We start from the raw sequence: 21,940 nt of genomic DNA on the forward strand, positions 1-21,940 counted from the left end.
CAGCTGAGACCGACTCAGATGTCGAGGAAGCGGACGTCCTTGGCGTTGCGCTGGATGAACTGGCGGCGGGCCTCGACGTCCTCGCCCATGAGGACCGAGAACAGGTCGTCGGCCTGGGCGGCGTCGTCCAGGGTGACCTGGCCGAGGACGCGGTGCTCGATGTCCATGGTGGTCACGCGCAGCTCCTCGGCGTTCATCTCGCCGAGACCCTTGAAGCGCTGGATCGAGTCCTCCTTGACGCGCTTGCCGCGCTGACGGCCCATCTCCAGCAGCGCGTCGCGCTCGCGGTCGGAGTACGCGTACTCGACCTCGTCCCGGCCCCACTTGATCTTGTACAGCGGGGGACGGGACAGGAACACGTGCCCGGCCTCGACCAGCGGCCGCATGAAGCGGAACAGGAACGTCAGCAGCAGGGTGTTGATGTGCTGGCCGTCGACGTCGGCGTCCGCCATCAGGATGATCTTGTGATAGCGGAGCTTCTCGATGTCGAAGTCCTCGTGCACACCCGTGCCGAACGCGGAGATCAGCGCCTGGATCTCCTGGTTCTGCAGGATCTTGTCGATCCGGGCCTTCTCGACATTGAGGATCTTGCCGCGGATCGGGAGGATCGCCTGGTACTGCGGGTTGCGGCCGGACTTGGCCGAGCCGCCGGCGGAGTCACCCTCGACGATGAAGATCTCGCACTTGGTGGGGTCGTTGGACTGGCAGTCCGACAGCTTGCCCGGCAGGGACGCCGTCTCGAGCAGGCCCTTGCGCCGGGTCAGGTCGCGGGCCTTGCGGGCCGCCACGCGCGCGGTGGCCGCCTGGATGCCCTTGCGGACGATGTCCGCGGCCTCGACCGGGTAGCGGTCCAGCCAGTCGTTGAGGTGCTCGTAGACCGCCTTCTGCACGAAGGTCTTGGCCTCCGTGTTGCCCAGCTTGGTCTTCGTCTGGCCCTCGAACTGCGGCTCGCTCAGCTTGACCGAGATGATCGCGGTCAGACCCTCGCGGATGTCGTCACCGGTGAGGTTGTCGTCCTTCTCGCGCAGCAGCTTCTTGTCGCGCGCGTACTTGTTGATCAGGCTGGTGAGGGCCGCGCGGAAGCCCTCTTCGTGCGTACCGCCCTCGTGGGTGTGGATGATGTTGGCGAACGAGTACACACCCTCGCTGTAGCCGCTGTTCCACTGCATCGCGACCTCGAGGGACAGGCTCTTGTCCTTGTCCTCGGCCTCCAGGTCGATGACGGTGGGGTGCACCGCCTCTCCCTTGCGGGAGTTGAGGTACTTCACGAAGTCGACGATGCCGCCCTCGTAGTGGTACGTGACGGTCTTGACCTCGTCCTTCTCGTCCGCACCCGCCTCGTCCGCCCCGGCCGTGGCCTTCGCCGACTCGCGCTCGTCAGTGAGTTTGATCGTCAAACCCTTGTTGAGGAACGCCATCTCCTGGAAGCGCCGCGAGAGCGTCTCGAAGGAGTACTCGGTGGTCTCGAAGATGTCCGGGTCGGCCCAGAAAGTCACCGAGGTGCCGGTCTCGTCGGTCGCCTCGTGCTGGACCAGCGGGGCCGTCGGGACGCCCAGCTTGTAGTCCTGCGTCCAGCGGTATCCGTCGGTCCTGATCTCGACGGCGACCTTCATGGACAGGGCGTTCACGACGGACACGCCCACACCGTGCAGACCGCCGGAGACGGCGTAACCGCCGCCGCCGAATTTGCCGCCCGCGTGCAGCACGGTCAGCACGACCTCGACGGCCGGCTTGCCCTCGGAGGCCACGATGCCCACCGGGATGCCACGGCCGTTGTCGACGACGCGCACGCCGCCGTCGGCGAGGATCGTCACGTCGATGGTGTCCGCGTAGCCGGCCAGCGCCTCGTCGACCGAGTTGTCGACGACCTCGTACACCAGGTGGTGCAGACCGCGCTCACCGGTGGAGCCGATGTACATGCCGGGCCGCTTGCGGACCGCGTCCAGCCCTTCGAGCACGGTGATGGCACTGGCGTCGTAAGAGGCAGAGCCTGCGGCAGAGGCGGTGGCCTCGCCGTTCACGCCGGCGTCGGTGGACGGGATGTTCTCGTTGGGGTTGCCGGAATCGGCCACGAAGCGCCCTTTCTGGCACTGGCACAGCACGAGCCGGGCTCCTGGGGGTGCCCCCTCTGGTGGAGGGGTGCCGGAGCGGCTGCGGCATGTTGCGTTGGTAAGCCTTGATCAGCGTTGCTCAGCTTTTCCCGGGCGGTCCCCACGATTGGGGCGGGATCGGCTTCCAGTCTACCGGTAGCGCCGACAGTGATGGGGGTTTGCCGGTACCTGAGTCCTCATGTGCCGCCCTCAACCGGTCTCGACCGGGTCCCGATATGTGGAAGGGGGCTCCAAGCGGCTCACAGCGCCACTCAGCGCTTCGGGCCGTCAACCCTTGGCTACTGGGGGGTCAGCTCGGGATCCACGCCTGGAGAAGGGCGTACGGCAAGGGGTGCGCCGGCACCGCGCGTCGGCCGAATGACGTGAGGTACGTCACCCGTAGGTATCGCCGGGACCCGTGCTCCCCGGCGCCCGCAGGGGGCCGTAACGCCGGGCGGGGCCGCCGGGACCGTTGACCTTGAGCAGCCGGACCGTGCCGTGCCCGAGGTCCTCGTTGAGGCGCGCGACCAGCGTCGGGGCGAGCAGGCGCAGCTGGGTCGCCCATGCCGTCGAGTCGCACTGCACGGACAGCACACGCTCGTCCTCGTCGTAGCGCTGCGGCACGCAGTGCTTGGCCAGGTCCTCGCCGACGATCTGCGGCCAGCGGCCCATGACGCCGCCCACCGCCGCCGGGGTCTCCCAGCCGCGCTCGTTGATCAGCCGGTTGATCGCGGCGCCGAGCGCCATCGGGTCGCGTCCGTCGGCGCGCGCACCGGAGCGCAGACCGCCGCCGCGCCGTGCCTGCTTCTTCTGCCGCGCCGCGTCCCCGCGCGCGCGTGCCTGCTCCTTCGCGGCACGCAGCGCCACGCGCGCGAGGTCGACACCGGAGGACTCCGGAGATTTCTTCTGGTCGTCCGAGCCCTTCGAGCCCTTGGGACTCTTCGGGCTCTTCGGGGCGTCCGGGTTCTTCGGGGCGGGATCGCCGGTGCTCATACGCGCTCCACCGTCCCGTCGGCCACCGCGTACCGGGCGCCGGCCAGCACATGCGGTACGTCGTCGTCCACAGCGGCGGTGACCAGCACCTGCTCGCCGGGCGCGACCAGCTCGGCCAGCCGGTCACGGCGGCGGGCGTCCAGTTCCGCGAAGACGTCGTCCAGGATCAGCACCGGCTCGTTGCCCTCCGCGCGCAGCAGGTCGTACGAGGCCAGGCGCAGGGCGAGGGCGTAGGACCAGGACTCGCCGTGGGAGGCGTATCCCTTGGCGGGCAGCTGACCGAGTTTGAGCGTCAGATCGTCCCGGTGCGGGCCCACGAGGGTGACGCCCCGCTCGATCTCCTGCTTGCGCGCCTCCGTGAGGGCGGCCGTCAGCTGGGCGTAGAGGTCCTCGCGCGTGTGGGCGTCGCCGGGCGCGGACGGCTTGTACTCCAGCGCGAGCGGGCCGCCGCCGGGGGCCAGCTGCTCGTACGCCTTGTCGGCCAGCGGCTGCAGCGCGGCGATCAGGTCCAGGCGCTGGGCGAGCAGCTCGGCGCCCGCGCGCGCGAGGTGCTGGTCCCACACGTCGAGCGTGGACAGGTCCAGGGAGCGGCCGCCGTGCCGACGTGCGAGGGCGGCGGTCTTCAGGAGCGTGTTGCGCTGCTTGAGCACCCGCTCGTAGTCGGAACGCACGCCCGCCATGCGCGGGGAGCGCGCGGTGACCAGCTCGTCCAGGAACCGGCGGCGCTCCCCGGGATCGCCCTTGACCAGCGCGAGGTCCTCGGGCGCGAAGAGCACGGTGCGTACGATCCCCAGCACGTCCCTCGGTCTGACCTGCGAGGAGCGGTTGATGCGGGCGCGGTTCGCCCGGCCCGGGTTCAGCTCCAGCTCGATCAGCTGCTGCCGCTCGCCCTGTCTGACCTGCGCCCGGACGATCGCGCGCTCGGCGCCCATACGGACCAGGGGAGCGTCCGAGGCGACCCGGTGGCTGCCGAGGGTGGAGAGGTAGCCGATCGCCTCGACCAGGTTGGTCTTGCCCTGGCCGTTGGGGCCGACGAAGGCGGTGACGCCCGGGTCGAGCGGGACCTCGACCCGGGCGTAGGAACGGAAGTCGGCCAGCGAAAGATGCGTGACGTGCATGGTCGTGCGCCGACCTCCCCCAGGGTTGTGGATCGCGGGGCGACCCTGTGGATTACTTCTTCTCTACGGCGTGGCCGCCGAACTGGTTGCGCAGCGCGGCGATCATCTTCATCTGCGGCGAGTCCTCCTGGCGGGAGGCGAACCGCGCGAACAGCGACGCGGTGATCGCGGGCAGCGGCACCGCGTTGTCGATGGCGGCTTCCACAGTCCAGCGTCCCTCACCGGAGTCCTGTGCATAACCGCGCAGCCCGTCGAGGTGCTCGTCCTCGTCCAGGGCGTTCACCGCGAGGTCGAGCAGCCAGGAGCGGATGACCGTGCCCTCCTGCCAGGAGCGGAAGACCTCGCGGACGTTCTCCACGGAATCGACCTTCTCCAGCAGCTCCCAGCCCTCGGCATAGGCCTGCATCATCGCGTACTCGATGCCGTTGTGGACCATCTTCGCGAAGTGCCCCGCGCCGACCTTGCCGGCGTGCACCGCGCCGAAGTCGCCCTCCGGCTTGAGCGCGTCGAAGACCGGCTGCACCTTGGCGACGTTCTCGGCGTCGCCGCCGTACATCAGCGCGTAGCCGTTCTCCAGGCCCCAGACGCCGCCGGAGACGCCGCAGTCGACGAAGCCTATGCCCTTCGCGGCCAGCTCCTCGGCGTGCTTCTCGTCGTCCGTCCAGCGGGAGTTGCCGCCGTCCACGACCACGTCGCCGGGCTCCAGCAGCTCGGCAAGCCGGTCGACGGTGGTCTGGGTGGGCTCGCCGGCCGGGACCATCACCCAGACCACGCGCGGACCGCTGAGCTTGCCCACAAGCTCTTCCAGGCTGTGGACGTCCGCGAGGTCGGCGTTGCGGTCGTATCCGAGGACGGTGTGGCCCGCGCGGCGGATCCGCTCGCGCATGTTGCCGCCCATCTTGCCGAGGCCGACGAGACCGAGCTCCATCAGTTGTGTTCCTTAGGTTGCTGTGTGGCGTGTGGGGCACCTGCGTACCCGGGGTCCGAGCCTAGCCCCGGCCCCTCACGCACAGCTGTGGGCATCCGCGCTCATGCGTAGCCCCTCACCTGCGGATTCCCACAGGCCGGTGAGGGTTCTCCACCGGCCTGTGGACGACCGACGGCGACTCAGCCGCTCAGCCGCACCGGCATGATCAGGTACTTGTACGCGTCGTCCGCCTCGGCGTCCAGCGCCGGCTTGCCGCTGAGCAGCGCGGGCTTGGTGGACGTCGTGAACGACAGCTGGGCCACCGGGGAGTCGATGGCGCTCAGACCGTCCAGCAGGAAGGTCGGGTTGAAGGCGATCGAGATGTCGTCGCCCTCCAGCTGGGCGTCGACCCTTTCCACAGCCTGTGCATCGTCGCTGGAGCCGGCCTCCAGGATCAGCACGCCCTGCTCGAAGCTGAGCCGCACCGGGGTGTTGCGCTCGGCGACCAGGGCCACACGCTTGACGGCCTCCACGAAGGGGGCGGTCTCGATCACGGCGACGGAGTTGAACTCGGTCGGGAACAGCGTGCGGTACTTCGGCAGGTCGCCCTCGAGCAGACGCGTGGTCGTCCGGCGGCCCGCACCCTCGAAGCCGATCAGACCCTCGCCCGCGCCGGAGCCGGAGAGCGCCAGCGTGACGCTGTCACCCGCGCCAAGCGACTTGGCGGTGTCCAGCAGCGTCTTCGCCGGGACCAGGGCGACCGCGGAGGCTTCCGGGTTCTCCGGCTTCCACAGGAACTCGCGGACCGCGAAGCGGTAGCGGTCGGTGGAGGCCAGGGTGACCGTGTCGCCCTCGATCTCGATGCGCACACCGGTTAGGACGGGCAGCGTGTCGTCGCGCCCGGCGGCGATGGCCACCTGGGACACGGCGGCCGCGAAGACCTCGCCGGGGACGGTGCCCGTCGCGTTCGGCATCTGCGGCAGTGCCGGGTACTCCTCCACAGGCAGGGTGTGGAGTGTGAACCGCGAGGAGCCACAGACCACGGTCGCCCGTACACCGTCTGTGGAAATCTCCACCGGGCGGTTGGGCAGGGCGCGGGAGATGTCGGCGAGCAGCCGGCCGGAGACGAGGACCGTGCCCTCCTCGTCGACCTCGGCCTCGACGCTGACCTTCGCGGAGACCTCGTAGTCGAAGCTCGACAGGCTCAGCTGGCCGTCCTCGGCCTTCAGCAGCAGGCCGGCGAGGACAGGCGCCGGCGGACGGGCCGGGAGGCTGCGTGCTGCCCACGCCACTGCCTCCGCGAGTACGTCGCGTTCCACCCGGATCTTCACCGTAAGCCGCCTCCTGCTGTTGCTACTGAGTCCTCCGACTCGGTGTCACCGCCCACTGCGACGGGAAGGACACCGGGGACCAGTCTGACGCACCGCACTGACAGTAGGTGCCTGTCGGGGTCAAGTCGCTCCGAGGGGCAGCCGGGCTCGAGAGAGCGAGTTGTGCACAGGCCCCGCTTCGAAACGGTTCCCAGGCTCTCTCTAGTCGGGAGTAGTAGTAGGGCCTGTGGATACCGTGGATAACCACGTTTTCCCAGCTCAGAGCCCAAATTTTGTCCACTGCCCCTGTGGGTGGAGGCGGTGGACAACCAGGTGTCTCTGTGGAGAACAGAAAGTTCTGCACACACCGCCCACAGCCCGAGGGCAGTTCTCCCCAGCTGCGTCCCCAGGTTTACCCACGTTTCCCACACCCCAATCCGGCACCTTCGTGTGACGGCTTTCACTCGAGGCGGTGAGTGGGTGCGTCGCGTTGCCGAACAGTGGACAGCCGTGTGGAGAAGCCGGGAATCGCTGGGGACAACCGGCTCCAACCTGTGGGCTGCCAGTGGACAACTTGGTGCACAGCCTGTGGATCTCGACTTTGTCCACAGTCTGTGGAGATCGTTTGTCCACGATTCCACAGGCTGCTGAGCTGGGCGGACGGCTCTTCCCCAGGTTCCCTGTGGACACAGTTCGGGACAACTCGGCAGTCCCCAGGATGTGGACGGAAGAAAGTCACCGAATCTGTGGAGAGTGGCCGTAACCAGGCACTTAATCGAACAGCGAGTGTCCGGGGAGGGGCGCCGACGGGACGGCGCGAAGCCGGTTCGGGGGTGGCGACGAGCCCAGAACGGGGCGGTGGTGAGCCGAGGACGGGGCTGTGACGGGGCGGCGGTGAGCCGGCTTCCGGGGGCGGCGAGCCGTCGGCAGGCCGGCGTCGGGGGCTGTGGCGGGGTGGCGGGCGAGGACGGGGCAGTGCGGGGCGAGCCGAGGACGGGGCAGTGGCGAGGCGGGGCAGTACGGGGCGAGGCGGAGCGAGGACGTGGCGCTGACGTGGCGCTGACGGGCGGGGCGGGGCTTGCGCAGGGCGTCGGCAGGCCGCGGCAACCGGTGCCGGCGGCCTGCCGGGACGCGAAAAGGCGCCCCCGGGATCTCCCGGAGGCGCCTCTGCGCCGTTCTGCGGCCGGTGTCAGCCGTTCGTTGTCAGCCGTTCTTGATGCGGTTCGTCAGCTCGGTCACCTGGTTGTAGATCGAGCGGCGCTCGGCCATCAGCGCGCGGATCTTGCGGTCGGCGTGCATGACGGTCGTGTGGTCGCGGCCGCCGAACTGCGCGCCGATCTTCGGCAGGGACAGGTCGGTCAGCTCCCGGCACAGGTACATGGCGATCTGCCGGGCGGTGACCAGCGCCCGCCCGCGCGAGGTGCCGCACAGGTCCTCCACCGTCAGCCCGAAGTAGTCGGCGGTGGCGGCCATGATCGCCGTGGCGGTGATCTCCGGTGCGCTGTCCTCGCCGCCCGGGATCAGGTCCTTCAGGACGATCTCGGTCAGGCCGAGGTCCACCGGCTGCCGGTTGAGCGAGGCGAACGCCGTCACCCGGATCAGCGCGCCCTCCAGCTCGCGGATGTTGCGCGAGATGCGGGAGGCGATGAACTCCAGTACCTCCGGCGGGGCGTTGAGCTGCTCCTGCACCGCCTTCTTGCGCAGGATCGCGATGCGCGTCTCCAGCTCGGGCGGCTGGACGTCGGTGATCAGGCCCCACTCGAAACGGTTCCGCAGCCGGTCCTCCAGCGTGACCAGCTGCTTGGGCGGCCGGTCGGAGGACAGCACGATCTGCTTGTTGGCGTTGTGGAGCGTGTTGAAGGTGTGGAAGAACTCCTCCTGCGTCGACTCCTTGTCCGCGAGGAACTGGATGTCGTCGACGAGCAGGATGTCCATCTCGCGGTAGCGCTTGCGGAAGCTGTCGCCCTTGCCGTCGCGGATGGAGTTGATGAACTCGTTGGTGAACTCCTCCGAGCTGACGTACCGCACGCGCGTGCCCGGGTAGAGGCTGCGCGCGTAGTGCCCGATCGCGTGCAGCAGATGCGTTTTGCCGAGTCCCGACTCCCCGTAGATGAACAGGGGGTTGTACGCCTTCGCCGGCGCTTCGGCGACGGCCACCGCGGCCGCGTGCGCGAACCGGTTGGAGGCGCCGATGACGAACGTGTCGAACAGGTACTTCGGGTTCAGTCGCGCGGTCGGTTCACCGGGGCCGCTCGCCGGCGCGGGCTGTGCGGCCAGCGGACCGGGCGCGCCGCTCCCTCCGGCCGGCGGCAGGTCCGGGCGGCCGGGGCCGCCGCGGTGCACCGGGCCGACGCCGGAGGGCGGTTCGGGCAGCTCACGGCGGACGGGATCGCGCTGGTCGTACTCGGTCCGGGACGATTCGTACTCGGAGCGCGGGGAGTCGTACTCGGGGCGGTCGTAGTCCGGGCGCGGCGAGTCGTAGTCCGGGCGGTCGTAGTCGGGGCGCGGTGCCTCGTACTCGGAGCGCTGCTGATCGTACGACGGACGGTCCCTGCCCGGCGAGCGGTAGTCCTGGGCCGGCGAGCCGTAGGCGTCCTTCTTGGAGGAGCCGTAGGCGTCATGCGGCGGCGAGGCGTACGGGTCGCGCTCGGGGAAGCCGAGGCGCGGCTGCTGCCAGCTGTACTCGTCCTGCGTGGGCCGCGGCCAGGCGCCGGGCTCGGGGCGCTGGTACTCGGACGGGTACGCGGGGCGGGCGGTGGGCAGCTGGTCCGGGCGGGAGGACGGTTCGCCGCCCGGGTGCTGGTCGCCGGCGCGGTGCCGGCCGTAGCCCTCGTACGGACCCGAGGGCAGCTCCGGCTCCTCGTAGCGAGGCTGCGGCTGCTGTGCGGGCGGCGCCGCGGGAGCCGGCGGCTCGCCCGCGGAGTCGTCCACGGTGATGGCGATGCGGATGGGCCGGCCGCACTCGCGGCTGAGGGTCTCGCTGACGACCGGAGCGAGACGGCCCTCCAGCACGTTCTTCGCGAATTCGTTCGGTACGGCGAGCAGAGCGGTGTCCGCGACCAGCGCGAGCGGCTGGCAGCGCCGGATCCAGCGCTCGTCCTTCGCCTCGAAACCCTGTCCGCGGCCCTCGCCGAGGAGCTGCTCCAGTACGCGTGGCCACACTGCGGCAAGATCGGCAGGTACGTCAGCCACGGGGCACGCTCTCTCACAGGTCCCACGAACGTGTGGTTCGGGGACAGGTCGGGACGGAATCCGGATCGGTGGGCGGGGCAATCCCGCTCGGGCCGGGACAAGGGAACGAAACGGAGTTCAGCCACGGTAGTCAGCGTGGCGGCTGCGGTTCAAGTTGTTGTCCCCAGCCTGTGGATAGTGTCTCTCCGTGACCCCTGGTTTGACCGGATGGCGTAGCCCCGCGTACCGTAACCAGGTCGAGTTGTCGATGGCTGCTGCCGCCTGCCTCCGATGGGCACAGATCACTTCAGGTGATCGGGAAGCGGTGCAATCGGGCGTGACGCGAGCTACTCGTGGGCGCACGGTGACAGCCAGGACGGCACCCCGCCACCACCGATTAATTTCTGGAGCCCCCGAGTGAGCAAGCGCACCTTCCAGCCGAACAACCGTCGTCGCGCGAAGACCCACGGCTTCCGCCTGCGGATGCGTACCCGTGCCGGCCGCGCGATTCTCGCGAACCGCCGCAGCAAGGGTCGCGCCAGCCTGTCCGCCTGATCCGATCAGGTCATGACGTCGTGCTGCCTACCGAGCATCGGCTGAGGCGGCGCGAAGACTTCGCGACCGCGGTACGACGGGGTCGCCGGGCAGGCCGCCCGACCCTCGTCGTCCACCTTCGTAGCGGTGCCACGGACCCGCACGCGCCTGGGGAGAGCGCTCCCCCGACGCGTGCGGGTTTCGTCGTGAGCAAGGCCGTGGGTGGCGCGGTTGTGCGCAACAAAGTGAAGCGCAGACTGCGCCATCTGATGCGTGACCGAGTCGCCCTCTTTGCCCCCGGTAGCCTGGTAGTCGTACGAGCGCTGCCCGGATCGGGCGACGCAGACCACGCACAGCTGGCCCGAGACCTGGATGCCGCCCTGGAGCGGCTACTGGGAGGGGGCGCGCGATGAAGTACCCGCTGCTGGCTCTGATCAAGCTGTACCAGTGGACGATCAGTCCTCTGCTGGGGCCGGTTTGCAAGTACTACCCGTCGTGCTCCCACTACGGCTATACGGCCATCGACCGGCACGGTGCGATCAAGGGCACGGCACTCACGGCCTGGCGCATCCTCCGGTGCAACCCGTGGTCGCTCGGCGGCGTGGACCATGTTCCGCCGCGCAAGCGCCCGCGGTGGCACGAAATGCTGCGCAACGCTTGGCGTGCACGCAGGGGCGGACCCTCCGCCGCCGAACCGGCCACCGGCGGGAAGCTCCCCTCCGAGCTTCCTCCGAGCCCGGCCGCAGAGACTCCGTCCCATGCCCAAGGAGCATGATTAGTGGACACGATTGCCAGCCTGTTCAGCTTCATCACGACACCCGTCTCATGGGTCATCGTCCAGTTCCACACGGTGTACGGCGCCATCTTCGGCCCTGACACCGGGTGGGCCTGGGGCCTGTCCATCGTGTCCCTCGTGATCCTGATCCGTATCTGCCTGATCCCGCTCTTCGTGAAGCAGATCAAGGCGACCCGGGCCATGCAGACGCTGCAGCCCGAGATGAAGAAGATCCAGGAGCGCTACAAGAACGACAAGCAGCGCCAGTCCGAAGAGATGATGAAGCTGTACAAGGAGTCGGGTACCAACCCGCTCTCCTCGTGCCTTCCCATCCTGGCGCAGTCCCCGTTCTTCTTCGCCCTGTACCACGTGCTCAACGGCATCGCGTCGGGCAACACCATCGGCGTCATCAACGAGTCGCTGCTGGCCAGTGCCCGTAAGGCGCACATCTTCGGGGCCCCGCTCGCCGCGAAGTTCAAGGACGGCTCCGCCACCGTCCAGGCCCTGGGCGCGACGGTCACCGATGTGCGGGTCGTCACCGCGGTCATGATCATCCTGATGTCGGCGTCGCAGTTCTACACGCAGCGCCAGCTGATGACGAAGAACGTCGACACCACGGTGAAGACGCCGTTCATGCAGCAGCAGAAGATGCTGATGTACGTCTTCCCGGTCATGTTCGCCGTCTTCGGTATCAACTTCCCGGTCGGTGTCCTCGTCTACTGGCTGACCACCAACGTGTGGACCATGGGCCAGCAGATGTACGTCATCCACAACAACCCGACCCCGGGTTCCAAGGCTCAGGCCGCCTACCTCGAGCGCCTGACCAAGCACGTCACCCACCACGGCAAGATCCGCCGGCGGAGCGAGAAGGCCATCGTCAAGGCCATCGTCTCCAAGGGCCGCGACCGCAACGAGTTCGAGCGCAAGTTCATCAACGCTCTGAACAAGGCGGGCCTCGCCGCCCAGGCGGACGGCACCGTGGGCAAGAGCGAGGCCCAGACCGTGGTGGAGACCGAGGACGGTACGACCACCACCGCGGCCGCCGCTGCCGCCGGGCGGCGCCAGCAGCCCAAGCGCCAGAGCAAGGCCCAGCGCCAGTCCGGGCCCAAGCAGGCGGGCGACGACACGTCGGCCACCTCCCTGGAGAAGTCCGAGGAGCCGCAGGACGCCAGGCCTGCCGCTGCCAAGCAGCCCCAGAAGCCCGGCTCCGGCACCCGCAGCAAGGCCCAGTCCGGCCAGCGCAAGGGTGGCCCGCAGCGGCCCAAGTCCCCGTCCAAGAAGTAAGAAGGAGCCCATCCCGTGACGGAAGGCACCACCTCCGCCGCTGCCGAGGGTGCAGACACCCTGACCCGCCTGGAGCAAGAGGGCGAGATCGCGGCGGACTATCTGGAGGGTCTGCTCGACATCGCTGACCTCGACGGCGACATCGACATGGATGTCGAGGCCGACCGGGCAGCCGTGTCGATCATCAGCGACGCCAACACCCGGGACCTGCAGAAGCTGGTCGGCCGAGACGGCGAGGTGCTGGAAGCGCTTCAGGAGCTGACGCGCCTGGCCGTGCACCGGGAGACCGGTGATCGCAGCCGGTTGATGCTGGACATCGCGGGCTACCGGGCCAAGAAGCGTGCCGAGCTGTCCGAGCTGGGCGCCAAGGCCGCCGCCGAGGTCAAGAACACCGGTGAGGCCGTGAAGCTCAAGCCGATGACCCCCTTCGAGCGCAAGGTCGTGCACGACGCGGTCAAGGCCGCCGGACTGCGCAGCGAGTCCGAGGGTGAAGAGCCGCAGCGGTTCGTCGTCGTGCTGCCCGCCTGATCGGCCCCTACGTTTCACCGGCCCCGTCTGCCTGCAGACGGGGCCGAACTTTGTCAGCCTGGTAGTTCTGGTGGCCGGCGCGCACAGCGTCGGCGCTGTACGGAAGGACGGTCCCCGTGACGGAGGCAGCGGAGCTTCCCCCCGCGCCCGAGCAGGCGCGGGAAGTGTTTGGTGATCGCTTCGCCGATGCGGTCCGCTATGCGGAGCTGCTCGCCGAGGCGGGCGTGCAGCGTGGCCTGATCGGTCCACGCGAAGTGCCCCGCCTGTGGGAGCGGCACCTGCTGAACTGCGCGGTGCTCTCGGAGGCGGTCCCCGAGGGGGTGACGGTGTGCGACGTCGGGTCGGGCGCCGGCCTGCCGGGCATCCCGCTGGCCCTGGTCCGCGAGGACCTGAACATCACTCTGCTGGAGCCGCTGCTGCGGCGCACCAATTTCCTGACCGAGGTCGTCGAGCTACTGGGCCTGGACCACGTCACCGTGGTGCGGGGCCGGGCCGAAGAGGTCATGGGTAAGCTGCCGCCCGTCCATGTGGTGACCGCCCGCGCCGTGGCCCCACTGGACCGCCTGGCCACCTGGGGCATCCCCCTGCTGCGCCCGTACGGCGAGATGCTCGCTCTGAAGGGGGACACCGCCGAGGAGGAGCTGAAGGCGGCGGCCACCGCGCTCACCAGGCTCGGGGCGGTGTCGACGTCCATCCTGCAGGTGGGAGAGGGCGTGGTGGATCCCCTGTCCACGGTGGTGCGTGTCGAGGTGGGCGAGAGCCCTGGCGGTGTGCGATTCGCGGCCAAGCGGGCCAAGGCGGCGCGAGCGGGTCGGGTACGCCGTCGTCGCTGAGTGAGGATGTGGGCGTCTCTGATCCGTCCCGGCGAAGAGACGTACTCCACACAAGCTGCCAAACCTACGCGAGTCGGAGTGTCGCGAAGCCCCGGTCGCTATCGCTGTGCATCGTGTTTCACGTGAAACGTCGCTCACTGCTGCACGGCATCATCAGTCGTGGTCGCGCTGCGGCCGAACCGCGGGACCGGAAGCCTCTCGGTTCACTCGGAGAGGTACCGGAGTTGTCCACAGAGGTGGATTTCTCCACAGAACAACAGGCCTCACTGGTTCACGACCCCGAAGGCATGGGAGGCTCTGTTCATTGCGAGCCTGAAGTCGAGGAGAGTGAATCCGTGCGGTCCGACGCCAACATCGCGGGACCGATGACCGATCCGGTCCCCGGTCCCCGTACCGAGTCGATGGGGGCGGATGTTTCACGTGAAACACCGCCTCCGATGGACGACACTCCCATCGGTCGCGCTGCCCAACTGGCGGTGGAGGCTCTGGGCCGCGCCGGCGAAGGCCTGCCGCGACCGGAGCAGACCCGAGTCATCGTGGTCGCCAACCAGAAGGGCGGCGTGGGCAAGACAACGACGACCGTCAATCTTGCTGCTTCGCTGGCTCTGCATGGTGGCCGTGTCCTGGTGATCGACCTGGACCCGCAGGGCAACGCCTCCACCGCCCTGGGGATCGACCACCACGCCGAAGTTCCCTCCATCTATGACGTGTTGGTCGAGAGCAAGCCTCTTGCCGAGGTCGTCCAGCCGGTGCCCGACGTCGAGGGGCTCTTCTGTGCTCCTGCCACGATCGATCTCGCCGGTGCGGAGATCGAGCTGGTGTCTCTGGTGGCACGGGAGAGCCGACTGGAGCGGGCGATCCAGGCGTACGAGCAGCCGCTGGACTACATCCTCATCGACTGCCCACCGTCCCTGGGCCTGCTGACGGTCAATGCGCTCGTCGCGGGCCAGGAGGTCCTCATCCCGATCCAGTGCGAGTACTACGCGCTGGAGGGCCTGGGACAACTGCTGCGCAATGTCGACCTGGTGCGGGGGCACCTCAACCCCGACCTGCATGTGTCGACCATCCTGCTCACCATGTACGACGGCCGGACGCGTCTTGCGTCCCAGGTCGCGGACGAGGTGCGCACCCACTTCGGTGACGAGGTGCTGCGGACGAGCATTCCCCGCTCGGTCCGTATCTCCGAGGCGCCGAGCTACGGGCAGACGGTGCTGACCTACGATCCTGGATCGAGCGGCGCCCTCTCCTATCTTGAGGCCGCACGAGAAATCGCCCTGAGGGGTGTCGGTATCAGCTATGACCCGACGCAGCCCCACATCGGCGCACAGAGCAACCCGAGCATGGTGGAGGGCATCCAGTGAGCGAGCGACGGAGGGTGGGACTGGGCCGTGGTCTCGGCGCACTGATCCCTGCTGCCCCAACGGAGAAGACCCCGACTTCGGCTGGAGTGGGAGGCGCGTCGACGTCTCCCGCAGCGGTACCGGTTCTTCTGTCCGACCGCGGTGTGGCCGCTGCGAAGGTGGCCGGCCTGCCGCCTGCTGCCCAGGACGCCGATGAGCTGTCGGTGAACGCCGCCGTGGAAGCGCCCGCGTCTCCGGTGGGCGCGCACTTCGCCGAGATCCCTCTCGACTCCATTACGCCGAACCCCCGTCAGCCTCGTGAGGTCTTCGACGAGGACGCGCTGCAGGAGCTCGTCACCTCCATCAGGGAGGTCGGTCTCCTCCAGCCCGTCGTCGTACGACAGCTGGGTCCCGCCCGGTACGAGCTGATCATGGGCGAGCGCCGCTGGCGCGCCTGCCGTGAGGCCGGACTCGAAGCCATCCCGGCGATCGTCCGGGCCACGGACGACGAGAAGCTTCTCCTGGACGCCCTGCTGGAGAACCTGCACCGGGCGCAGCTGAACCCGCTGGAAGAGGCGGCCGCCTACGACCAGCTGCTCAAGGACTTCAACTGCACCCATGACCAGCTGGCCGACCGGATCGGGCGCTCCCGTCCCCAGGTCTCCAACACGCTTCGGCTGTTGAGGCTCTCGCCGGCTGTCCAGAAGCGGGTGGCCGCCGGTGTCCTGTCTGCCGGTCACGCCCGGGCGCTGCTGTCCATCGACGACTCGGAGGAGCAGGACCGGCTGGCCCACCGCATCGTGGCCGAGGGCCTCTCGGTGCGGGCCGTCGAGGAGATCGTGACCCTGATGGGTTCGCGGCCTCAGACGCCCCAGCGCGCCAAGGGACCGCGGGCCGGTGCCCTGGTCTCTCCGGCGCTGACCGATCTGGCCGGCCGTCTCTCGGATCGCTTCGAAACCCGGGTGAAGGTCGACCTGGGCCAGAAGAAGGGCAAGATCACCGTCGAGTTCGCCTCGGTGGAGGACCTTGAGCGGATCCTCGGCACTCTCGCTCCGGGCGAGGGGCCGATCCTGCAGAAGGTGCTTCAGGAGGGCGAGCCCGAGCAGGACGACCTCTGATCCTCGGGCGATTCTGTCCCATGGGCGCAGGAGAGCGGATCGTGTCCGGTGTGTAACGGATCGCGGTCCGCTCTTTGCTTTGAGGCGGTATCGAGGGAATCGCATCGTGGATACGATGCCAAAGGGTATGGCGCATCCACCTGGCAGATCTCTGAGTGGGGAGACAGAGCCATGCGATCGATGAGCCGCACCGGACTGGTGAGCGCGGTCCTGGGCTTCGGAGCGGTCGGCGGATTCGTCGGCAGTCTCCTCAGCGACCGGAGCGCTCTGGCAGCCGCTCGCGATGCCGCGGGCGAAGGAAGCGAGGAACAGCCTTCATGGGGCGTCGGCTCGTACCGCTCACGCTGGACAACCTTCAGGACCTTCCCCCACGCTGCCGCTCGTGCGTCTTCTGGGAACTCGACCCCGTCCGCGGCGAGGCAGCGGTAAAGGCGGGAACCTCCGCAGTGGAGAAGGAGTCCTGGATCTCCGCCGTCCTGCTGGATTGGGGATCATGCGGCCGGGTGGTCTACGTCGATGATGTTCCGGTGGGCTATGTGGTCTACGCACCGCCGGCCTATGTCCCCCGCTCGACGGCGTTCCCCACGAGCCCGGTCTCGCCGGATGCCGTCCAGCTCATGACGTCGTTCATCATGCCCGGCTACCAGGGGCAGGGGCTTGGCCGGGTGATGGTCCAGACAGTCGCCAAGGATCTGCTGCGCCGGGGCTTCAAGGCGATCGAGGCGTTCGGTGACGCCCGTTGGAAGGAGCCTGCCTGTCTGCTGCCCGCCGACCATCTTCTGGCCGTGGGCTTCAAGACGGTCCGGCAGCACCCCACGCATCCCCGGCTGCGGCTGGAACTGCGGTCCACGCTGTCGTGGAAGGAAGACGTCGAGTTGGCTCTCGACCGGCTCCTGGGCGCCGTCCAGAAGGAGCCCGCACTGAGACCGCTCTAGGGGCGGGTGCCAGGCCGCTCCAGAGGCGAGTGTCAGCTGAGCGTCTCATGCAAATGGGCCAACCCGGAGGGGTTGGCCCATTCGTGTTTCACGTGAAACGTCACTCGGCGATGAAGTCCGAGAGGTCGCGCTCGATGGCCGCCTTCGGCTTGGCGCCGACGATGGTCTTGGCGACCTCGCCGTTCTGGTAGACGTTCAGGGTCGGGATGGACATGACGCCGTACTTGGCGGCCGTACCCGGGTTCTCGTCGATGTTGAGCTTGACGACCTCGATCTTGTCACCGTGCTCCTTGGCGATGGCCTCGAGGGACGGAGCGATCTGACGGCACGGACCGCACCAGGCAGCCCAGAAGTCCACGAGGACGGGCTTGTCGCTCTTGAGGACGTCTTCCTCGAAGGAGTCGTCGGTCACGTTCTTCAGGTCGGCCACAGCGGGGCTCCTAACTGGGTGTGCGAGGGGGTGGGGGAAGGGGAAGGTCAGACGGTCGCCTGGGCCTGAGCCTTGTCCTCGTCCGCAAGAGCAGCGAGGAAGCGCTCGGCGTCGAGGGCGGCGGAGCAGCCGGTGCCGGCCGCGGTGATCGCCTGCCGGTAGGTGTGGTCGACCACGTCACCGGCGGCGAAGACACCGGTCAGGTTGGTGTGGGTGGACGGAGAGGCGACCTTCAGGTAGCCCTCCTCGTCCAGGTCCAGCTGGCCCTTGAACAGCTCCGTGCGCGGGTCGTGGCCGATCGCGATGAACAGACCCGTCACGGGCAGCTCCGACAGCTCGCCGTTCTTGATGTTGCGCAGCTTCAGGCCGGAGAGCTTCTGATCGCCCTCGATCTCGGCAACCTCGCTGTCCCAGACAAACTTGATCTTCGGGTCGCCGAAGGCACGCTCCTGCATCGCCTTGGAGGCGCGCAGGGAGTCACGGCGGTGGACGATCGTCACGGACTTGGCGAACCGGGAGAGGAAGGTGGCCTCCTCCATCGCGGTGTCGCCGCCGCCGATCACGGCGATGTCCTGGTCCTTGAAGAAGAACCCGTCACAGGTGGCGCACCACGAGACGCCACGGCCGGACAGGGCGTCCTCGTTCGGCAGCCCGAGCTTGCGGTGCTGGGAGCCGGTCGTCACGATGACGGCCTTCGCCTGGTGGACCGTGCCCGCGGTGTCGGTGACGGTCTTGATCTCACCGGCCAGATCGACGGAGACGATGTCGTCCGGGATCAGCTCGGCGCCGAAGCGCTCGGCCTGCGCCCGCATGTTGTCCATCAGGTCGGGGCCCATGATGCCGTCGCGGAAGCCCGGGAAGTTCTCCACCTCGGTGGTGTTCATCAGCGCACCACCTGCGGTGACAGCGCCCTCGAACACCAGGGGCTTCAGCGATGCACGGGCGGTGTAGAGCGCCGCCGTGTAGCCCGCGGGCCCGGAGCCGATGATGATCACGTTACGGACGTCGCTCACGGCTTGATTCCTCGTCTCTGGTCTGCGTCATGTCGACCGGTGGGAGCCCCTTTCGGAACTCTCACCCCACCCAACGGATCCTAAGGGGCGAGCATTCCCGGTGTGTCTGGGCGCACGGCGTTGCCCACAGTACGGGTGGCCGGAAGGGGCCGAGACGAACGCCTTTCCCGGCTCAGGGACGAGCGAGGGACTCCTTCAGCAGCACCTTGCCCGGGGAGGCGGGCTGCCGGCCGACGCAGGCCGCGTCGACGACGTAGACCGTGACCCGCGTGCTGTCGTCGGTGTCGGGCAGCACGACGAGATAGGCACTCTTCCCGGCGTACATTCCTGTCTTGGCGCCGAGAACATCACCACTGCGGGTGATCGCATTCCGTACGCAGTCGGGCACGGAGGGCTGGGTCTGGAGGAACGTGTTGGCGCTCTGGGTCGACCCTGGGGTGTTCTGCTCCGACTGGACGCCCGATCGTGGCCGCTGGCTGTCGGAGCCCGAATGCGTGCCCTTGTCGACGGAGAGCAGATTCTTCACCTGATTCTGGACGCTGTCCCCGGAGAAGGTCCCGACGGACGACGTCGGTTTCCCATGAGCCGTCGTGTCAGAGCCGCCGCTGCCGAGCGACTGCAGGACCAGAGATCCTGCTCCCAGGACCGCGGCGGTGAGAACGGCACCCAGGACGACCGTCCTGCGGCGGCGCCCGCGGTCGCGTGCCTTGCGCCCCGGTCCCGCCGCCCCTTGGGGGCGGCCGACAGGGCGGTCCGCAGAGGGCGCTGTTTCACGTGAAACAGCGTCGCCGGGGACCTGGTCGGCCGGTTCCCCGGTCCCGGAAATCAGGACCGATGTGTCCAAGGCGTTGGGTGCGGCGGCGTTCAGCAGCGCTTCGGCGGCGAGGGCGGCGTCAATACGACCTGCCACGTCCGCCGGCATGCGCGGAGGGCCCGGCACCGTGCCCAGCAGCCCCCGGATCTCCGCCAGGGAGGCACGGACGTCCGCGCACGGCTCGCACCCGTCCAGATGGCGCCGTAGCTCCGCGCTCCGGTCCGGGGGGAGGAGGTCTTCGGTGAGGTCGGAGATCTCCTCGACGTCCGGGTGCCCGGCCGTGTCTGTCGTGGAACTCACGCTCGCCCACCTCCGCCCTTCACTACGGTTGAATCGCTCGGACCCGTGACTCGGGAACCTCCGTCCCGAGGTCCCGTCGCCGGTGGGACGGGGGGATCCGGCATCCGGTTCCGTCCCGGGCGGGATTCTTCTTCGTCGCCAGTGCTGCCCGGACGTAGATGTGTGATCAGCGGCAGGAGCCTGGCCCTTCCCCGGGCACACCGGCTCTTCACCGTCCCCGTGGGTACATCGAGGATGCGAGCAGCCTCGGCCACGGGGTAGCCCTGCATGTCCACGAGGACCAGAGCGGCACGTTGCTCATGCGGCAGCGTGCCGAGTGCCTCGATGAGCTGCCGGTGCAGATCGTTCCGCTCGGCGGGAGCGGAGGCCGACTCGTGCGGCTCCAGCAGCTGCTCCAGCCGCTCGGTGTCGTCGACGGGAGCGGTTTTCCGGGTGTCGGCCTTGCGAGCCCGGTCCAGACAGGCGTTCACCGTGATCCTGTGCAGCCAGGTCGTGACGGCAGACTTCCCCCGGAAGGTATGCGCGGCACGGTACGCGGAGACCAGCGCATCCTGAACGGCGTCAGCCGCCTCCTCCCGGTCCCCCAGCGTCCGCAGCGCCACCGCCCACAGCCGGTCCCGATGCCGCCGCACAATCTCGCCGAAGGCATCGGGGTCGCCTTCCACATGGCGAGCGAGCAGCTCGTGGTCGCCCACTCCGTCGTATCCGGCGCCCTCTGCCATCTGCCCCTCCCGGGGGGAACTTAGCTGGTCACCTTGATGTCTGCCACCCTGCCTCGCCATTGGCCCTGAGCGTCGGGGTCCGGAGGCAGCTGGGTCAGCCACACCAGCAGGTATTGCGTCCGGAGCGGCTTATCGGGCTTGAGCGTCACCGTCGTGCCCGAACCGCCGGCGACCTTGCTGAAGGCCGCGAACGACGTCGGCTCCGATCCCGCGTCCGCCCCGGCGGCACGGAGTTCGACCGACGTCTCCCCCATGAAGCTGATCGTTGCCTTCCCGACCTGCTGGACCTTGCCGAGGTCGAGGATGACACCGACACCTGGCTTCAGGTTGCCGAACTTCGGACCGAGATAGAAATCCGTGTGCCAGTAGGAGGCGGGGTCGTTGTCGTAGGCCTTCTTTATGTCGGCAGGCTTCTCGGACTGGTCGCCGAACGGATCGAAGTCACGAGCGCCCTGGATCGCGATGGGCTTGCCCGACGTCGGCTTCGGGGCGTTCTTGCCGCCGCCGTCCTGCGTCTGCGTCTTGTTGGTGTCGTTCGACTTGTCGCTCTGATCCATCAGCGCGTCCGCCAGCTGCCAGCTGCCCAGGCCGAGGGCGGCGATGAGCAGGGCCGACACCGTCCACTTCAACACCTTGCCGGCACGGCTCTGGAGCGGGGGCGGCGGGGCGGCGATCGGCTGCGCGGCACCGGGACGCGGCGCAGGGCGGCCGTACGTGCCCTGCTGGTACGTCGTGCGCTGGTACTCCGGCGGAGCCGTGAACGAAGGCTCTGGCGGGCGGATGCGGGGCATCTCGCCGATCGCCTTCACCAGTTCCTCGGGCGTGGTGCACGGAGCCTCGTGACGGGACGCCGTGGCCCCGTCGTTGACGAGAGCCCGCATGGCGAGTTCGGACAGGCCACGATGGACACCGGCCCGTACCTGGTCCGGCGCGATCAGGCCGATGGTCTTGGGCAGACCGGACAGACCGTAGGCGTCATTCTCGTACGGCCAGCGCTGGGTCAGCGCCGCGTACAGCAGGGCGCCGATCGACTCGGTGTCGGTGCGCTGCGGGGTGTCGGAGTTGATGCCCCGCAGCGCCGCGTTCACGGCGAGGCCGCGGATGCGCCACTGACCGGTGGAGGCACGCAGCACGGCGTTCGGGTTCAGCCGCAGATGGGCGAGGCCCTCACGGTGTGCGGCGGCCATGGCGGAGGCGATCTGACTGACCATCTGGTAGGCGTCGTGCGGCTCCAGCGGGCCGGCCGCGAGCAGCGCGGTCAGCTCGGTGGCATCAGGCAGCCACTCGTGCACGACGTAGACGAGGTCGTTCTCCTCGACGGCGTCGAGGACCTGCACGAAGCGTGGATCGCCGAGCAGGGCCGAGGAACGGGCCGCGGCCAGTACGGAACGGGCCCGTGTGTGGTCCGCGGGCAGGATGTGGACCCCGACGGCACGCCGCAGTTTTTCGTCGACCGCACGCCAACTGCTGAATCCGTCCAGACGGGTGACGCACTCCTCCAGACGGTAGCGTCTGGCGAGTTTGTGTCCGCTGTGCAGTTCGGGAGGCGAGGCCTTCTTTCCGGGACCCTCCGTCCCGCTCCCCTGAGCCTCGTTGCTGTCCGTGTCCCGCTCCGGGTTCTGGGCCACCCCGTCGGCCGTGGACTGGTCCGCCTTGGCGGTCAGCGGCTGCTCGCCGCTGTTGTCTGCCACGTCGACGGCAGCCGTGCTCCGTTCCGCCACCGTC

At 68.6% G+C, this 21,940-nt stretch carries 20 protein-coding genes; 9 read left to right on the forward strand and 11 right to left on the reverse strand.

The window, feature by feature from the left end; genetic code table 11:
- Positions 1-14: 14 nt before the first annotated feature.
- From gyrB to dnaA, 6 genes are all read right to left on the reverse strand, one after another.
- Entirely contained in the window at positions 15-2,072 is a 2,058-nt protein-coding gene (gene gyrB, locus ACZ7P3_RS02780) for a DNA topoisomerase (ATP-hydrolyzing) subunit B (RefSeq protein WP_472078566.1), read from the reverse strand.
- Between the two features lie 411 nt (positions 2,073-2,483).
- Complete coding sequence (locus ACZ7P3_RS02785) at positions 2,484-3,083, reverse strand: DciA family protein (RefSeq protein ID WP_472078567.1); 600 nt, start codon at positions 3,081-3,083, stop codon at positions 2,484-2,486.
- The gene (gene recF, locus ACZ7P3_RS02790; RefSeq protein ID WP_472078568.1) at positions 3,080-4,201 is read right to left on the reverse strand and encodes a DNA replication/repair protein RecF; all 1,122 of its coding nucleotides are present in this window, start codon (positions 4,199-4,201) and stop codon (positions 3,080-3,082) included. The genes ACZ7P3_RS02785 and recF overlap by 4 nt, the downstream gene beginning before the upstream one ends.
- Positions 4,202-4,253: 52 nt before the next feature.
- Positions 4,254-5,129 (reverse strand): phosphogluconate dehydrogenase (NAD(+)-dependent, decarboxylating), encoded by an 876-nt coding sequence (gnd, locus tag ACZ7P3_RS02795; RefSeq protein ID WP_472078569.1) that lies wholly within the window; start codon positions 5,127-5,129, stop codon positions 4,254-4,256.
- Positions 5,130-5,308: 179 nt separating this feature from the next.
- Positions 5,309-6,439 carry a DNA polymerase III subunit beta gene (gene dnaN / locus ACZ7P3_RS02800; protein ID WP_472078570.1) on the reverse strand — a complete coding sequence of 377 codons (1,131 nt, stop codon included), beginning with the start codon at positions 6,437-6,439 and terminating at the stop codon, positions 5,309-5,311.
- A 1,182-nt stretch (positions 6,440-7,621) separates the two neighbouring features.
- Positions 7,622-9,610, reverse strand: coding sequence for a chromosomal replication initiator protein DnaA (dnaA, locus tag ACZ7P3_RS02805; RefSeq protein WP_472078571.1), 1,989 nt, complete (start codon positions 9,608-9,610; stop codon positions 7,622-7,624).
- A 396-nt stretch (positions 9,611-10,006) separates the two neighbouring features.
- Here dnaA and rpmH point away from each other — a divergent pair, with 396 nt between their 5' ends.
- The 9 genes from rpmH to ACZ7P3_RS02850 all read left to right on the forward strand — a co-directional run bounded on the left by rpmH (position 10,007) and on the right by ACZ7P3_RS02850 (position 16,936).
- Positions 10,007-10,144: a 50S ribosomal protein L34 gene (gene rpmH, locus ACZ7P3_RS02810; protein ID WP_005482975.1), complete on the forward strand. Its 138-nt coding sequence runs from the start codon at positions 10,007-10,009 to the stop codon at positions 10,142-10,144.
- 20 nt (positions 10,145-10,164) lie between these two features.
- Positions 10,165-10,536: a ribonuclease P protein component gene (rnpA, locus tag ACZ7P3_RS02815; protein WP_472078572.1), complete on the forward strand. Its 372-nt coding sequence runs from the start codon at positions 10,165-10,167 to the stop codon at positions 10,534-10,536.
- Complete coding sequence (gene yidD / locus ACZ7P3_RS02820) at positions 10,533-10,898, forward strand: membrane protein insertion efficiency factor YidD (RefSeq protein ID WP_472078573.1); 366 nt, start codon at positions 10,533-10,535, stop codon at positions 10,896-10,898. Before rnpA ends, yidD begins: the two co-directional genes overlap by 4 nt.
- Before the next feature lie 3 nt (positions 10,899-10,901).
- Entirely contained in the window at positions 10,902-12,182 is a 1,281-nt protein-coding gene (gene yidC, locus ACZ7P3_RS02825) for a membrane protein insertase YidC (RefSeq protein ID WP_472078574.1), read from the forward strand.
- 15 nt (positions 12,183-12,197) lie between these two features.
- Entirely contained in the window at positions 12,198-12,710 is a 513-nt protein-coding gene (locus ACZ7P3_RS02830) for a Jag family protein (protein ID WP_472078575.1), read from the forward strand.
- Between the two features lie 116 nt (positions 12,711-12,826).
- Positions 12,827-13,543, forward strand: coding sequence for a 16S rRNA (guanine(527)-N(7))-methyltransferase RsmG (rsmG, locus tag ACZ7P3_RS02835; protein ID WP_472078576.1), 717 nt, complete (start codon positions 12,827-12,829; stop codon positions 13,541-13,543).
- A 287-nt stretch (positions 13,544-13,830) separates the two neighbouring features.
- The gene (locus tag ACZ7P3_RS02840) at positions 13,831-14,904 is read left to right on the forward strand and encodes a ParA family protein (protein ID WP_472078812.1); all 1,074 of its coding nucleotides are present in this window, start codon (positions 13,831-13,833) and stop codon (positions 14,902-14,904) included.
- Entirely contained in the window at positions 14,901-16,001 is a 1,101-nt protein-coding gene (locus tag ACZ7P3_RS02845) for a ParB/RepB/Spo0J family partition protein (RefSeq protein WP_472078577.1), read from the forward strand. The genes ACZ7P3_RS02840 and ACZ7P3_RS02845 overlap by 4 nt, the downstream gene beginning before the upstream one ends.
- Before the next feature lie 317 nt (positions 16,002-16,318).
- Positions 16,319-16,936, forward strand: a complete 618-nt coding sequence (locus ACZ7P3_RS02850; protein ID WP_472078578.1) for a GNAT family N-acetyltransferase — start codon at positions 16,319-16,321, stop codon at positions 16,934-16,936.
- 100 nt (positions 16,937-17,036) lie between these two features.
- On the opposite strand, the gene trxA is transcribed toward ACZ7P3_RS02850, so the two are convergent.
- From trxA to ACZ7P3_RS02875, 5 genes are all read right to left on the reverse strand, one after another.
- Positions 17,037-17,366 carry a thioredoxin gene (gene trxA, locus ACZ7P3_RS02855; RefSeq protein WP_472078579.1) on the reverse strand — a complete coding sequence of 110 codons (330 nt, stop codon included), beginning with the start codon at positions 17,364-17,366 and terminating at the stop codon, positions 17,037-17,039.
- A 47-nt stretch (positions 17,367-17,413) separates the two neighbouring features.
- A complete protein-coding gene (trxB, locus tag ACZ7P3_RS02860) occupies positions 17,414-18,379 on the reverse strand; it encodes a thioredoxin-disulfide reductase (protein ID WP_472078580.1) in 966 nt (321 codons plus the stop codon).
- A 172-nt stretch (positions 18,380-18,551) separates the two neighbouring features.
- Positions 18,552-19,493 carry an anti-sigma factor family protein gene (locus ACZ7P3_RS02865; protein WP_472078581.1) on the reverse strand — a complete coding sequence of 314 codons (942 nt, stop codon included), beginning with the start codon at positions 19,491-19,493 and terminating at the stop codon, positions 18,552-18,554.
- Positions 19,490-20,215 carry an RNA polymerase sigma factor SigM gene (sigM, locus tag ACZ7P3_RS02870; RefSeq protein ID WP_472078582.1) on the reverse strand — a complete coding sequence of 242 codons (726 nt, stop codon included), beginning with the start codon at positions 20,213-20,215 and terminating at the stop codon, positions 19,490-19,492. Before sigM ends, ACZ7P3_RS02865 begins: the two co-directional genes overlap by 4 nt.
- A gap of 20 nt (positions 20,216-20,235) precedes the next feature.
- Positions 20,236-21,936, reverse strand: coding sequence for a protein kinase family protein (locus ACZ7P3_RS02875; protein WP_472078583.1), 1,701 nt, complete (start codon positions 21,934-21,936; stop codon positions 20,236-20,238).
- Positions 21,937-21,940: the final 4 nt, after the last annotated feature.

The sequence above is a fragment of the Streptomyces sp. NPDC107581 genome, from assembly GCF_055657175.1.

Excerpts from the sequence above, each read along its gene's own strand:
- yidD (WP_472078573.1), top strand. The coding sequence starts at position 10,533 with ATGAAGTACCCGCTGCTGGCTCTGATCAAGCTGTACCAGTGGACGATC.
- recF (WP_472078568.1), bottom strand. The coding sequence starts at position 4,201 with ATGCACGTCACGCATCTTTCGCTGGCCGACTTCCGTTCCTACGCCCGG.
- ACZ7P3_RS02840 (WP_472078812.1), top strand. The coding sequence starts at position 13,831 with ATGGGAGGCTCTGTTCATTGCGAGCCTGAAGTCGAGGAGAGTGAATCC.
- ACZ7P3_RS02785 (WP_472078567.1), bottom strand. The coding sequence starts at position 3,083 with ATGAGCACCGGCGATCCCGCCCCGAAGAACCCGGACGCCCCGAAGAGC.
- gnd (WP_472078569.1), bottom strand. The coding sequence starts at position 5,129 with ATGGAGCTCGGTCTCGTCGGCCTCGGCAAGATGGGCGGCAACATGCGC.
- sigM (WP_472078582.1), bottom strand. The coding sequence starts at position 20,215 with ATGGCAGAGGGCGCCGGATACGACGGAGTGGGCGACCACGAGCTGCTC.
- ACZ7P3_RS02850 (WP_472078578.1), top strand. The coding sequence starts at position 16,319 with ATGGGGCGTCGGCTCGTACCGCTCACGCTGGACAACCTTCAGGACCTT.